Genomic DNA, 13,945 nt, shown 5'->3' with positions numbered 1-13,945 from the left:
CGGAGAGCGCTAATTACACCGTTGGCGCAAGATCCCGCACGTGCCCACTGTTTTGCCGCCACTCGTCGCGTTTTCCGCTGACTCCCTGCCGATACGGGCACCGGGGCGAGCAAGCAGAATCACGCCGTGAGGCTTATGGAAAAAAGCCCCCGGCGTGAACAGCCGGGGGCGATGCGGGGAGACGCTTGTTGTCTCCCCGTACGGAAGACCGTACGGGGACTCTTGTCGTCGCTCTACGGCGACTTCCGCGGATCAGAAGTCGTAACGCGCCGTGAAGCGCACGGTGCGCGGATCGGTGAAGTTGAGCTCGCGGTCATAGAGCGGGTTCACCGTCGAGCGCGACTGCGCGTAGCGCGGGTTGTAAGAGGTCGGCGTCTGCTTGTTGAGCACGTTGAGCACGTCGACCTGGAAGGTCAGGTTCTTATGCAGCCAGGACGGCGTGTACGCCGCGTTGAGGTTCACGACGTAGGTCCACGGCGTGTTGCCTGCCGAACCACGCGGCGAGCGCGCGTAGCCAGGCGTGCCGGGGAGACCGCACCAGTAGTAGAACGAGCCGTTGTACAAGCCGGCGTCGGCGGTCGGGTAGAAGCTGGTGCAGTTCTTCGGACGGCCCGAGGCGATGTTGAGGTTCGCACCGAAGCGCCAGTCGTCACTGAGCTGGTAGTAGCCGAACGCCTTGATCTGGTGCGTGCGGTTGTTCGGCAGCTTGCCGTTCGCGCCGACCATCAACTGCGGAAGATCCCAGTCCTGCGTGACCGACACGTCAGCCTGGCCCCCGTTACCGGTATCGAGGTCCGAAGCGAGCTGGCCTTCGGTGTTGCCGTAGCTGCGCGACCAGGTGTAGTCGATGCGGCCATACCACTTGTCGGAGAACGGATGCTCCAGGTACAGATCCACGGCGTAGTACTTGCGCTTCAGATCCGGCAGCTGCAACGCGTCCTTCGAGTAATGCACGGCCACGAAGGAGCCGTCATCCTGCTCCTGCAGGAACGTATTGCCGGTGCCCGGATTGAACAGGAAGCAGGCGCCGCCAAGTGCGGGCGTGCAGGTGTCGTCGATGGCGCTGCGCAGCTGACGCCAGGTGAGCTTCACGCCCCAGTTGAGCGACGGGGTGAGCGCCTGATCGAGACCGGCGATGTACTCGTCCTGGTAGTGCGACTTCAGGCCCTTCGCCGCGACCGTGCGGGGATCCGGCGCAATGCCGCATTCCAGGTTCGCGGAGACGGCGTTCGTGCCATTACACGTATAGCCCGCGGCTTGGTTTACCGGCACGGACACCAGTCCGGTAGGCGCACCGGTGGTGGGGTCGATGCCCGTGTAGCTGAAGTACTCCGACGTACCCAGCGAACCCGACGCCGCGCGGACGGCGACGTTGTTCGGCATTGCGAGGTGGTAGCGACCGGCGTTGGCGTAGATTTTCAAGGTGGAGTCGCCGTTGACGTCCCACGACACACCGAGGCGCGGGGCGAGCTGATGACGCTGCTTCGCGTAGACCTCGTTGTTGCCGTTGTAGTTCTTGAACTGCTCGTTGCGCAGACCGGCGTAGATCATCCAGCGATCGGTGAGCTGCCAGTGGTCGTCGATGTACTGCGACTCCTGAACCGTCTTCACCTTCGCCGAGGTGGTCGTGTACGCGCGGGTGACGTAGTAGCCCTGTGTACCGAGGCCGCCTGCAGCCGCCGGTGAACCCACGCCGTGGCCGGCGTCGATCGCCTGGCCCGGGTTGTTCTGGAAGTTATAGGTCCAGCTATAGCCGCCTGGCAGCGAGGTGCCAGTGAACGACTTCGCCTCCTGGCGGTCCGCGCCGAAGCGGATGTCGTGATCGCCCAGGCGGTATTCCAGATCGAGGCGCCAGCCGTTGGTTTCGTCGTTGGCACCCGGCACACGAACCGCGGCCGAGGTGGTCTGGCAACCGCCGTAGCTGAGGCCTGGCGCACGTGCCTGCGCGGTGGCGATGCTGATGAGCGGGCAGTTCGGGTTGTATTGATACGGTAACTGGATGTGATCCAGTCGCTGCTGTCCGTACAGGGCCGACACGGTGAAGTTGTCGGTGATGTAGCCCGTGTACTTGCCGACGTAGAGGTCGCCGCCGTCCTTGGTATAGACGCCGCCGTTCTGCGTCTGCCCGTGACCGAGCGTGGCGTAGCTGAAGCCGTAGGTCTTGGACGTGTACTCGCTCTTGTCCGAGACGCCGGTCAGTTCGATGTGATGATCGTCGGTGATGTTCCAGTCGATCTTCGCCAACCAGCGCGGGATCTTGTACTGGTATTCGTTCCAACCATTGCGGCCAACGGTAGCCGAGGTAATCGCACCTGCAGTCGTGCTGCTGGCGATGCCCTGACCTTCACGCCGATTCATTTCGGCATCGATGTAGAAGAACAGCTTGTCCTTGATCAGCGGACCGCTCGCGTAGGCGCCAATGGTCGAGCGCCAGTAATTGTTCTTCTTCGTGTACTGATAGATCGTGCCGTCGGTCGTCGGGTAGAAGCCCGTGTCGGGATAGTTGTTGTTACGCGGCGACGCGCGCGTGCCGGACGGTTCCCAGATGGTGTATACGCCGCCGTGCCACTCGTTGGTACCGCGCTTGGTGACGATGTTGATGACGCCACCGGTGGACCGGCCGAATTCCGCACCGTAACCACCCGTGAGCACCTGCTGCTGATCGATCGCATCGAACGGAAGCTGGGTGAGGCCGATCGAGGTCAGCGGATTGGTCACGGCATAGCCGTTGATGAAATAGGCGTTCTCGGAGGAAGCGGAGCCACCGAAGCTGGGCACCGGATTGCCGAGGGCATCCTTGTAGCTCGAGTTGCCGATGACACCCGGCGCCAGCAGTGCGGCGGCAAGCACGTCGCGGGTGATGGGCAACTTGTTGAGCTGCTCGGCGGTGATAACGGTGCGCGTGTCCACGGACGAAACGTCGATCGACGGCATGGCCGTCGCGCTCACGGAAACGCCTTCCAGCGTGCTGGCCTCGGTCGCGGACGCTGCCGAACCGAACGACACTTCCGAACCGCCCGAAATCGTCACCGAAACGTTGTCGCGCTGGCTCACCACGGCGCCGTTGTTCTCGAGCGTGACCTTGTAGCTGCCCGGCGGAAGCGAACTGAAGCGATAGCGGCCGTTCGCGTCGACGGTGATCGATCGTGCGAAGCCCGTATCGGGGTTGGAGATGGTGACCGTGTTGCCCTGCTGCGGATTCACCTGGCCGAAGATCGAACCGGTGACGTTCGATTGCGCCATCGCGGCGCCAGCGACGGTGCCCAGGCCGATGGCGACGGCCAACGCCGTCCGCCGACCCAGCGCTGCCGTGCGGTAGTTACGCAAATTCATTCAGTGGCTCCCCTGGAAGTTCCGAAGTCGTACGTTCTTTCGATTCATCGGCAAGCCGCGCCCGTCCCGGCGGCACCAGGCCAGGGTCAATCGGCTCGTGTCTTTTTCCATTCATGACGGCCACTTGCCAACAAGCGCCGCATACTCCCCTACAGCACGGTGACGTGCTGCGTCGTCACATATACGTAAGAGCTTGCGGCTTGGCAACACGAAAAATTCACGCACGTCCGGTCGATCGAAATCGTGCCCGGGAGGCCATGGGTGCGCGCGCAGCAAAAAAAGCTGTCGGGATCGACGGTTACGGCGGCGCCAACCATGACTTTCGGCATGTCTGCGAATTCGCCCTAGGAAACATTCCTAGAAAAAACCGGCGATTAGTTCGCGATATCGCATCGATGACGGACAGCGGGACGGCCGCTGAATCGCCGCCTTCCGAAACTTCTCAAGCGAAAGACTTTCGAAGGGAAGCGCGTGTACACCGGATGCCGGGCTCGCGCGTTGGAGCGTCAACGCCGGGGGGCGGTCTTTGATCAACGAGGTTTCAATCGCATGAACGACAATTTACGGGGATCCATCCTGGCCGATGCTGCCAGCGGAGGCCTGGACACCGGTCGCGCCGAGACCTCGGTAGCGCCGTCTTCCTTTGCCAGCCGCGTGCGCGCGGTCATCAAGATGTCGGGGAGCGTCAGCGAAATCGCACGTCGCTGCGGCTTCTCGGAGGGCGTGGTGCGCAGTTGGCGCGACGGAAATACCGATCCGTCGCGTGGCCGTTGCGTGACCATGGCGAAGACGCTGGGTCTGTCCCTCGTCTGGCTTGCCGCAGGCGAAGGACCGATGATGCTTGACGGGTCCAACGAAGACACCGTCGCTCGCACCGAGTCGTCCGAATCCACGCGCAGCCGCGAAGTATCGGCCGCGCGTACGAGCGCACTGGATCCCTCCCGCCTTGCTGCCGCGATGAAGTTGCTGCAATCGGATATCGAGATGGCCGGCAGCCGCTTTTCACCGGTGCGCCACGCGGACCTCGTGGCGGAGATGTACGCCATCCTCGGCCGCTCGGGCGAATCGGACTACGCCGACCGAATGGTCGCCTTCCGGCGGACGCTGGTGTCGCGCGTGCACGACGAACAGGGTACGGCACTCGCTTGAGCCCCGTCTTTCGGGCGATGCCATCGGCATCGCCCGAAGACCGCCGAAGGAATTACAGCCGCGAGATGTCGGCGATGGCGCCGAAGCTGGCTTTCAGCTGGGCGAGCAGTGCAAGACGGTTGGCGCGCACGGCCGGGTTCTCGGCGTTGACCAGCACATCGTCGAAGAACCGATCCACAGGCCTCTGCAAGGCTGACAGGCGCGCGAGCGTGCCCGTGTAGTCGCCACGTGCAAGCAAGTCGCGCGTCTCCGCGCGGGCGGCGTCCAGGGCCGCGTGCAACTCACGCTCGGCATCGGATTCGAAATGGGCTGGGTCGACGCTCGACGGGATGGGTGCGGCGCTGGCTTCTTCCGCCTGCTTGCGCAGGATGTTGGCCACACGCTTGTTCGCTGCCGCCAGGCTAGCCGCCTCGGCTCGCTGCGCAAACTCGCCGACCGCGCGCAGACGGCGATCGAAGTCGGGCAGCGTGGCCGGCGCCACCGCGAGCACGGCCTCGAACTGGTCGGCCGAAAAGCCCTGGTCCGCGTAGTAACCGCGCAGGCGATCGAGCACGAAGGCCACGACTTCGTCGCCCAGTTCCCGGCGCCGGGCGCCGATGTCCACGGCCGGTGCCTTGCCATCCTTGCCCGGCTTCACGCCGGCCACGAGCGCCGCTTCGGGCACCATCTCGAAGGCTTCGGTGAAGGCGGCGCGCAGATCAATCTCCAGCCCGCCCTCGATGAGGGTACGCGCCAGACCCAGCGCCGCGCGGCGCAGCGCAAACGGATCCTTGTTGCCGCTGGGCTTGAGCCCCACGGCGAAGATGCCGGCGAGCGTGTCGAGACGTTCGGCCACGGCAAGCACCTGCCCGACCTTACCGGCGGCAATGGCATCGCCGCCGAAACGCGGCTGGTAGAAGCTGTCGAGCGCCTCGGCCACGTCGGCCGCGATGCCTTGCCGCGTGGCGTAGTAGCGACCCATGACGCCTTGCAGTTCAGGGAATTCGCCGACCATGCGCGTGAGCAGATCGCACTTCGAAAGCGCCGCGGCATGCGTCGCCTGGCCCGCGTCCACACCGACACGGTTGGCGATGACGCGAGCCAGCTCGGCCACACGCACGGTCTTGTCCCACAGGCTGCCCAGCGACTGCTGGTAGGTCACGTTCTTCAAGCCTTCCTGGTGGTCGGCGAGCGGCGTCTTGAGGTCTTCGTCCCAGAAGAACTTGGCGTCGGCAAAACGCGGACGGATGACGCGCTCGTAGCCCTTGCGGATCTCGGCGGGATCGCGGCTCTCGATGTTGGCGACGCCGATGAAGTGTTCCGTCAGGCGCCCCTCGGCATCGAACACCGGCACGAACTTCTGGTTGGTCTCCATCGTGGTGACCAACGCCTCGGGCGGCACGTCGAGAAAGGCGCGCTCGAAGGTACAGGCGATGCCCACCGGCCATTCGGTGAGGTTGGCGATCTCGTCGAGCAGCCCTTCGGACAGTCGCGGCACGCCCCCGGTCGCCACGCGCGCCACTTCGTCGCGCACGCGCTGCCGCCGTTCGGCGGGATCAGCGATGACGTGCGCATGGCGCAGGGCCTCAAGCCAGCTGTCGGCGTCGGCGACGTGGACCGGTGCGGGATGATGAAAGCGATGACCGCTGCTCTGGCGACCACTCTTCAAGCCCAGAACCTCGCCTTCGACGATGTCGGCACCATGCAGCATCAGCAGCGTATGCACGGGGCGCACGAAGGTATCGTCGCGATCGCCCCAGCGCATCGCCTTGGGAATCGGCAGCGCCTTGAGCGCCTCGGTAACGACCTCAGGGAGCAGCGATGCGGTCGGCTGACCCGGCTTCACGGCGCGGAACACGAACCACGCGCCCTTGTCGGTCTCGAGCTTTTCGAGGGCGGACACGTCGACGCCGCACGATTGCGCAAAGCCGAGCAACGCCTTGCTCGGCTCGCCGTCGGCGCCGAGACTCGCGGCGATCGCCGGGCCGCGACGCTCGATGGTCTGTTCCGGTTGTGCCACGGCCACGTCGGCGATGTGCACCGCAAGACGGCGGGGTGACGCATAAGCCTTCGCCGAGGCGAAGTCTGCGGCGACGCCGCGCTTCTCCAGGCCTTCGACAACGCCACGCGCGAACGCGGCGGACAGGTCGTCCAGGGCCTTCGGCGGCAGTTCCTCGGTGCCCAGCTCGATGACGAGCGGCAGTCGCTTATCGGCCACGGGTGGCCTCCTTGTCGTTCTTCAGGCCAGGAAAACCAAGCTTTTCGCGCTGCGCCACGTACGCCTCGGCGACGCTGCGCGCCAACGTGCGCACGCGCAGGATGAAACGCTGGCGCTCGGTCACGCTGATGGCGCGGCGCGCATCCAGCAGGTTGAAGGCATGGCTGGCCTTGCAGACCTGCTCGTACGCCGGCAGCGGCAGGCCCGCGGCGATCAGCTTGCTTGCCTCGCCTTCGCAGACGTCGAACCAATGGAACAGCTCGGGAACGTTGGCATGCTCGAAGTTGTACGTGCTCTGCTCCACCTCGTTCTGATGGAAGACGTCGCCATACGTGACGACGCCATGCGGGGCATGCGTCCAGACGATGTCGTAGATGCTGTCCACGTTCTGCAGGTACATGACCAGGCGCTCGAGGCCGTAGGTGATCTCGCCCGTGACGGGACGGCATTCGAGACCGCCGGCCTGCTGGAAATAGGTGAACTGGGTGACTTCCATGCCGTTCAACCAGACTTCCCAACCCAGACCCCAGGCGCCCAGCGTGGGTGATTCCCAGTTGTCCTCGACGAAACGCAGGTCGTGCACCAGCGGATCGATACCCAGCGCTTTCAGCGAGCCGATGTAACGCTCGAGGATGTCGTCCGGGTTCGGCTTCAACACCACCTGGTACTGGTAGTAGTGCTGGAGTCGGTTCGGGTTGTCGCCGTAGCGACCGTCCGTGGGCCGGCGGCAGGGCTGCACGTAGGCCGCTGCCCAGGGCTCGGGTCCGAGCGCACGAAGGAAGGTGGCGGGGTGGAACGTTCCCGCGCCGACCTCGGTGTCGAGCGGCTGGACCAGCACGCAGCCCTGCTCCGCCCAATAGCGGTTCAGGGTCTGGATCACGTCTTGGAAGGTGGGCGCGGACATGGTTCCCGAGTCCTTGAGAAAGCGGGCTAGTATAGCGGCGTAGGATTCACACGGGGTCGCACCACCATGGCAGTCAATCCGCAACCCGGCGCGCTGCTCGGCCGCCGCGGCCGGCTGGAACTCGACGAGGTGCTCGCCTCGCTCGTCGTGGACGGATACCTCACCGGCGACGACGCCAAGCGCATCCGGCTCGCTTCCCGCGGCGGAAAATCCGCCATCGAGCTGCACCCGCTGGTTCTGATTGCGAACGCCAAGCCGGAGAACCGCCGTGAAGCCGGGCGGCCGCTGAGCCTCGAAATCCTGGTGGAATGGCTGGCCGGCAAGGCCGACCTGCCCTACCTCAAGATCGACCCCATGAAGGTGAACGTGGCCCAGGCCACGCAGGCCGTGAGCAGTGCGTACGCCCAGCGCCACCGCATCCTTCCCGTGGCGGCATCGTCGATGGAGGTGACCTTCGCCACCGCGGAGCCCTTCGACACCGGCTGGGCGAACGACCTGGCGCACATGCTCCGCCGCGACGTGCGCCGCGTGGTGTCGAATCCGATCGACATCAATCGCTATCTGCTCGAGTTCTACGGCGTGCAGCGATCGATCCAGCTCGCTCAGGACGCCAAGGGCAACGAGCCGTCGAAGATCATCAACTTCGAACAGTTGGTGGAACTCGGCAAGACCGGCGAAGTGGGTGCAGACGACCGCCATGTGGTCCACATCGTGGACTGGCTGCTGCAATACGCTTTCGAACAACGCGCCTCCGACATTCACCTGGAGCCGCGCCGCGATGCCGGGCAGATGCGCTTCCGCATCGATGGCGTGATGCAGAAGGTGTTCGAGCTTCCGCCACCGGTGATGACCGCGGTGACCGCGCGCGTGAAGATCCTCGCGCGCATGGACGTGGCGGAGAAACGGCGTCCGCAGGACGGTCGCATCAAGACGCGCTCGGCCGGCGGCCGCGAAGTGGAATTGCGTATCTCCACGATGCCTACCGCCTTCGGCGAGAAGGTGGTGATGCGTATCTTCGATCCCGACCTCGTGATGAAAGACTTCGCTCAACTCGGTTTCTCCGCCGAGGAAGATCGCGTGTGGCGCAGCATGGTGGAACGCCCGCACGGCATCGTGCTGGTGACCGGCCCCACCGGCTCGGGCAAGACCACCACGCTCTATTCCACACTGAAACATCTCGCGCGCCCCGAGTTGAACGTCTGCACGGTCGAAGACCCGATCGAAATGGTGTCCCCCGACCTCAATCAGATGCAGGTCCAGCCGTCCATCGACCTGGACTTCGCGGCGGGCGTGCGAACGCTGCTGCGCCAGGATCCGGACATCATCATGATCGGCGAGATTCGCGATCTTGAGACGGCGCAGATGGCCGTGCAGGCGTCGCTCACGGGCCATCTGGTGCTCTCGACGCTGCACACGAACGACTCGCCCAGTGCGGTCACTCGCCTGCTCGATCTGGGCGTGCCGCATTACCTCATCCAGTCGACGCTCTCGGGCGTTGTCGCGCAGCGACTGGTGCGCACCCTCTGTCCGCATTGCAAGGTGGTCACAACGCAGGATGCGGATGCCTGGCGTGTGCTGACGCACGGCTGGGACGTACCGCTGCCCGAGCGGGTTTACGAGCCCGTCGGTTGCCTCGAATGCCGCAAGACAGGCTTCCTCGGACGCACCGGCGTGTACGAGATGATGCCGATGACCGCGCGCTTGCGTTCGCTGATCTTGGCGGACCTCGATCTCGGCCGGTTCGGTGCCGAAGCCTTGCGCGAAGGCATGAAACCCCTGCGTATCTCGGCGGCCATGCAGGTCGCCGCTGGACTCACCACCGTGCGTGAAGTGCTCAACGTTCTCCCGCCGACCGACATCGACGATAGTCATCAACCATGAAGCCCGTTCTCATCATTCGCACCGGCCGTGCGCCCGAGGTCATCAGCCAGCGCCACGGCGACTTCCCGCGTTGGTTCCGTCTCGGTCTTCGCCTGCGCGAGCCCCACGTAAAAGTGGTGGACGTGGAGCAAGGCGATCATCTGCCCGATCCCGACGAATGCGCAGGAGCCGTACTCACCGGCTCCGCGTCGATGGTCACCGAGAAACTGCCGTGGAGCGAGCGAACGGCGGGGTGGATTCGCAACGCCATGGACATCGATCTTCCGATGCTCGGCGTCTGTTACGGCCATCAGTTGATGTCGCATGCGCTTGGCGGGCGCGTGGATTATCTGCCAGGTGGGCGCGAGATGGGCACGATACGCATCGAAGCGCACGTCGATGCCGCGGCCGATCCACTCGGCGCGCGGTTGCCCGCCGCCTTCCATGCTCATGCGACACACGAGCAGAGCGTGCTGGAATTACCGAAGGGGGCAACTTCGCTCGCGCGGTCGGACCGAGACCCGCATCACCTGGTGCGTTACGGCAAGCACGCAGTGAGCACGCAATTCCATCCCGAGTTTTCGGCGGAAGTCATGCGCGCGTACATTCGGCGCAAGCACGACGTGCTACGGCAAGAGGGTCAAGCGCCCGACGCGATGCTCGCCGCCGTCGTCCCGACGCGTGACGCGACCCTGTTGCTACGTGGTTTTGTGCAGGAGCATTTGCTCGCGCCGCGGGAATACTCAGCCGCGTAAGCGACGGGCGATGGCGCCCCGCGAGAACAGCGCAAAGACAATGCCGAAGAGAAACCCGCCAATGTGCGTCCACCACACAACCGCACCGTAGCTCGCGCCCGCGTAGCTGAAAAGCAACTGCACCAGCGCCCAGATGCCGATCAGCAGGAATGCGGGCACGCGCACGAATTCGAGATATAAGCCCAGCGGCAGCACGAGGCCCAGCTTCGCTCGCGGGAACAAGGTGACATAGGCGCCCACCACCGCAGACACCGCACCGCTGCATCCGATGATCGCCACGCGCACCCCAGTGAGCGAAATCGCACCGATGAGATTCGCGACCACGCCGCCGAGCAGAAAAAGCAGCAGGAACCGCGGCGAACCGAGACTGCGCTCTGCGGGGAGGCTGAAGATCACGAGGAAGAGCAGGTTGCTCAGCAGATGCAACCAGCCGCCGTGAATGAAGATCGCGGTGAACAGGCGCAACAGGGCGGGGTCGCTCAACTGCTCCCACAACGGCAGCCCTGTCCCGAAGAGATGGGCAGGCACCGTGCCCCAGTGGAGCATGATCGAGCGGCGCTCGTCGGGACCGGCCAACGCGAGCGCCACGAAACTGACCACGCAAACGATGACGACGAGCATCGTCGCCCAGGAAAGCCGCGACCGTCGACGGGTGTCAACCTGGACGAACATGCTCAGGGGACGCCACGCGCCAGATGAGGGCCATCCGTCTCCAGTGACGAGAGCGCAAACATCGTCTCGGGGCCGACCACCCCATCGGCCGCGATGCCGAAGCGCTGCTGCAGGCCGAGAACGCGAGCCTCCACCGAGCGATCGAAGCTTGTCGGCGGAGTGGCTGTCGGCGCGCCGGGATCGCGCGGAAGGCGCGCGAGAACCCAGGCGAGCCCTTCACCCGTGTCGCCGCGTGCAAGCTTCAAGGGCATGGCGGGATCGACGCGGAATACCGCATAGAAGCGACCGCTCCACACCTGGGCGAACGCTTCCCGGGTCAGTTCCACGTATTTTCCACCGAGGTACAAGCGGACCGCTTCATCGCCCGCGCCCACCAGCAGTACCTGCTGCTTCGCGTGCGTCTCGTCGAGTTCCAGAACGATAGGGCGGTCGAAGCGACGCAGTTGGTCCAGCGAGCCGCGGCCGCTCACGCAGGCAAAGCCCGGGAAAATCGTCGCGTCGCAGTTGATCGCGTTCGCGACCGACGTCTCCTTCGAGGTGATCTGCCAGCGCGCGAGCAGTTCCCCCCAGACCCGAACCTTACCCACATCGGGCGGCGGGAGTGCGTCCTTGAATTTCTCCAGGGCCTGTTCCGGGGTGGCGGTTACCAGGCTCTTGGGGCGCGAAGGACTGTGCCCCGTCAGGAACCAGGTCGCCGCGCCACCGACAAACAGAACCGCGGCCAGGATGCCGGCGACGAGGATGGGTTTCCGGAATCGGCGCAGCCAGTATTGGGCGTGTTGCGGCAGCGCCTCCCGCACCACAAACGACAAGGCGCGCTCGCCGATCGAACGCTCGCCCCGCTCGGCCGCACGCTCGAGCGCGCGATGAGCCAGGGTGTTCAACCGGCGTGGGTTGCCCTTGCCGTCATCGCGCAGGCTGCGCAGACCCAGGCGACTGAACGGCATCTGCGTCGTGCCCGCCACATGGAGGCGATGACGGACATAGCGCTCACTTTCTTCGCCGTTGAGGGGCCCCATCGGCAGCCGGCTGCGGATACGGGACGCGAGTTCCGGCGCGTCCGGCCCAGCAAGCCGTTCGCGGAGCGACGGCTCACCGGCCAGCATGATATGAAACGGCGCGCCGGCCTTCTCGCAGGCGACGAGTAAGCGCATGACGATGGCAAGATCATCGTCGGACAGTTCCTCGGCATCGTCGAGGATCCAGAGGAAGCGGTGGTTAACGTGGTGCGTCAGGCGTCCAAGGCCTGTCGCCAGGCCGTCGACAAGATGCTCCTGCGTATTCGCTTCAGCACTCAAGGGCAGCGGCAGGCCGAACCCCGCATACAGCGAACGCAACCAGGCTATGGTCTCGAGCGCATAGTCGCCCTCGCCGTGACGGACCGCGCGAATCCCCCGGCTCAGTGCATCGGCTTCCACCAGCATGCAGAGCAGCGTCTTCCCGATACCTCGCTCGCCCGTCACCAGCGTCACGCTCGAAGGACCGGCGCCGACCTCGTATTCCACGTGTGCCAGGATCTCGCGCTCGCGAGCGAACAGACACGCGAAACGCGGATCCGGTGCGTCGCCAAACGGCGGTTCGCGAAGTCCGAAAGTCTGTAGATACATGGGTCTACTGTAGCCGATCGGCCGCGAGGGCGGATGCATAGGAATGGGAACCCCGAAGCGAAAAATTGGCCACACGACAGCCCATCCGCGTAGGAGCCGCCATGGCAGCGAAGGAAGCTTGTCTGGTGGGAGCCAGCCTGCTGGCGATGGGAACTAGCCTCGCGGCGACATCGCTTCGTGGGCTTCTCGCCGCCATGGCGGCTCCCACAGGCCAAGCAAAAAACCCGGCCTCTGACGAGACCGGGTTTTTAGGATAAAGCCCCTGGCGGTGACCTGTTGCGGGTCGTGCCCTGCGGGCACGACGCCACGCCATTAGTTTGCGGCCAAGAAAAAAACCCGGCCTCTGACGAGACCGGGTTTTTAGGATAAAGCCCCTGGCGGTGACCTACTCTTGCATGGCTTGAGCCACACTACCATCGGCGCATGCGCGTTTCACTTCTGAGTTCGGGATGGGATCAGGTGGGACCACGCCGCTATAGCCGCCAGGGAAGGGGTGGGAGCAGCGCCTTAGCGCCGGCTCCACAAAGGGGGTAAACGAGTGACAAGCGTCCGGGAACGACCGGAGGATTGTATTAAGACGGTGAAGCGTCTTGGGGTTATATGGTCAAGCCTCACGGCTCATTAGTACGCGTAAGCTCAATGCATTGCTGCACTTCCACACCGCGCCTATCAACCACCTAGTCTTGATGGTGCCTTAAGGAGAGTCAAGCTCTCGGGAGATCTCATCTTGGGGCGTGCTTCCCGCTTAGATGCTTTCAGCGGTTATCACTTCCGTTCGTAGCTACCGGGCAATGCCATGGGCATGACAACCCGAACACCAGCGGAACGTCCACTCCGGTCCTCTCGTACTAGGAGCAGCCCCCCTCAAATCTCCAACGCCCACGACAGATAGGGACCGAACTGTCTCACGACGTTCTGAACCCAGCTCGCGTACCACTTTAAATGGCGAACAGCCATACCCTTGGGACCGGCTACAGCCCCAGGATGTGATGAGCCGACATCGAGGTGCCAAACACCGCCGTCGATATGAACTCTTGGGCGGTATCAGCCTGTTATCCCCGGAGTACCTTTTATCCGTTGAGCGATGGCCCTTCCATACAGAACCACCGGATCACTAAGACCTACTTTCGTACCTGCTTGATCCGTCGATCTCGCAGTCAAGCACGCTTATGCCTTTGCACACAGTGCGCGATGTCCGACCGCGCTGAGCGTACCTTCGTGCTCCTCCGTTACTCTTTGGGAGGAGACCGCCCCAGTCAAACTACCCACCATACACGGTCCCCGATCCGGATTACGGACCTAGGTTAGAACGTCAAGCACTTCAGGGTGGTATTTCAAGGATGGCTCCACCGAAACTAGCGTCTCGGTTTCATAGCCTCCCACCTATCCTACACAGAAGAACTCAACGTTCAGTGTAAAGCTATAGTAAAGGTTCACGGGGTCTTTCCGTCTTGCCGCGGGAACGCTG

Annotated in this window: 8 protein-coding genes and 2 rRNA genes (1 of these 10 running past the window's edge); 3 read left to right on the top strand and 7 right to left on the bottom strand. The window is 64.1% G+C overall.

Going from position 1 to position 13,945, the window contains the following annotated elements:
- Positions 1 to 252: 252 nt before the first annotated feature.
- Positions 253 to 3,333, bottom strand: coding sequence for a TonB-dependent receptor (locus IM816_RS01000; protein ID WP_250339423.1), 3,081 nt, complete (start codon positions 3,331 to 3,333; stop codon positions 253 to 255).
- A 549-nt stretch (positions 3,334 to 3,882) separates the two neighbouring features.
- Here IM816_RS01000 and IM816_RS00995 point away from each other — a divergent pair.
- On the top strand, positions 3,883 to 4,482 hold the full coding sequence (locus IM816_RS00995) for a helix-turn-helix domain-containing protein (RefSeq protein ID WP_250339422.1): 600 nt from the start codon (positions 3,883 to 3,885) through the stop codon (positions 4,480 to 4,482).
- Between the two features lie 52 nt (positions 4,483 to 4,534).
- On the opposite strand, the gene glyS is transcribed toward IM816_RS00995, so the two are convergent.
- Both glyS and glyQ read right to left on the bottom strand, forming a co-directional pair.
- On the bottom strand, positions 4,535 to 6,679 hold the full coding sequence (gene glyS / locus IM816_RS00990) for a glycine--tRNA ligase subunit beta (RefSeq protein ID WP_250339421.1): 2,145 nt from the start codon (positions 6,677 to 6,679) through the stop codon (positions 4,535 to 4,537).
- Positions 6,669 to 7,583, bottom strand: a complete 915-nt coding sequence (gene glyQ, locus IM816_RS00985; RefSeq protein WP_250339420.1) for a glycine--tRNA ligase subunit alpha — start codon at positions 7,581 to 7,583, stop codon at positions 6,669 to 6,671. The genes glyS and glyQ overlap by 11 nt, the downstream gene beginning before the upstream one ends.
- 66 nt (positions 7,584 to 7,649) lie before the next feature.
- Between glyQ and tfpB the strand changes: the two genes are divergently transcribed.
- Entirely contained in the window at positions 7,650 to 9,464 is a 1,815-nt protein-coding gene (gene tfpB, locus IM816_RS00980) for a type IV pilus assembly ATPase TfpB (protein WP_250339419.1), read from the top strand.
- Positions 9,461 to 10,198, top strand: coding sequence for a glutamine amidotransferase (locus IM816_RS00975; protein ID WP_250339418.1), 738 nt, complete (start codon positions 9,461 to 9,463; stop codon positions 10,196 to 10,198). The genes tfpB and IM816_RS00975 overlap by 4 nt, the downstream gene beginning before the upstream one ends.
- Here IM816_RS00975 and IM816_RS00970 read toward each other — a convergent pair.
- The 4 genes from IM816_RS00970 to IM816_RS00955 form a co-directional block, all read right to left on the bottom strand.
- Positions 10,187 to 10,870 (bottom strand): rhomboid family intramembrane serine protease, encoded by a 684-nt coding sequence (locus IM816_RS00970; protein ID WP_072324003.1) that lies wholly within the window; start codon positions 10,868 to 10,870, stop codon positions 10,187 to 10,189. The two genes, IM816_RS00975 and IM816_RS00970, sit on opposite strands and share 12 nt — an antisense overlap.
- Positions 10,871 to 10,872: 2 nt before the next feature.
- Complete coding sequence (locus tag IM816_RS00965; RefSeq protein WP_345779958.1) at positions 10,873 to 12,477, bottom strand: ExeA family protein; 1,605 nt, start codon at positions 12,475 to 12,477, stop codon at positions 10,873 to 10,875.
- A 372-nt stretch (positions 12,478 to 12,849) separates the two neighbouring features.
- Positions 12,850 to 12,964: ribosomal RNA gene (rrf, locus tag IM816_RS00960) — 5S ribosomal RNA — on the bottom strand.
- Positions 12,965 to 13,077: 113 nt separating this feature from the next.
- A 23S ribosomal RNA gene (locus IM816_RS00955) occupies positions 13,078 to 13,945 on the bottom strand; it runs 2,017 nt beyond the window's last position.

Source organism: Luteibacter flocculans (assembly GCF_023612255.1).
Lineage (GTDB): Bacteria > Pseudomonadota > Gammaproteobacteria > Xanthomonadales > Rhodanobacteraceae > Luteibacter > Luteibacter flocculans.
The sequence above is the reverse complement of the archived record's forward strand: the minus strand, read 5'-3'. Positions and strand labels throughout refer to the sequence as shown.

Bases quoted from the DNA above. Each gene is read 5' to 3' on its own strand.
- IM816_RS01000 (WP_250339423.1), bottom strand. From the start codon at position 3,333: ATGAATTTGCGTAACTACCGCACGGCAGCGCTGGGTCGGCGGACGGCG.
- IM816_RS00995 (WP_250339422.1), top strand. From the start codon at position 3,883: ATGAACGACAATTTACGGGGATCCATCCTGGCCGATGCTGCCAGCGGA.
- glyQ (WP_250339420.1), bottom strand. From the start codon at position 7,583: ATGTCCGCGCCCACCTTCCAAGACGTGATCCAGACCCTGAACCGCTAT.
- tfpB (WP_250339419.1), top strand. From the start codon at position 7,650: ATGGCAGTCAATCCGCAACCCGGCGCGCTGCTCGGCCGCCGCGGCCGG.
- IM816_RS00975 (WP_250339418.1), top strand. From the start codon at position 9,461: ATGAAGCCCGTTCTCATCATTCGCACCGGCCGTGCGCCCGAGGTCATC.
- IM816_RS00970 (WP_072324003.1), bottom strand. From the start codon at position 10,870: ATGTTCGTCCAGGTTGACACCCGTCGACGGTCGCGGCTTTCCTGGGCG.
- IM816_RS00965 (WP_345779958.1), bottom strand. From the start codon at position 12,477: ATGTATCTACAGACTTTCGGACTTCGCGAACCGCCGTTTGGCGACGCA.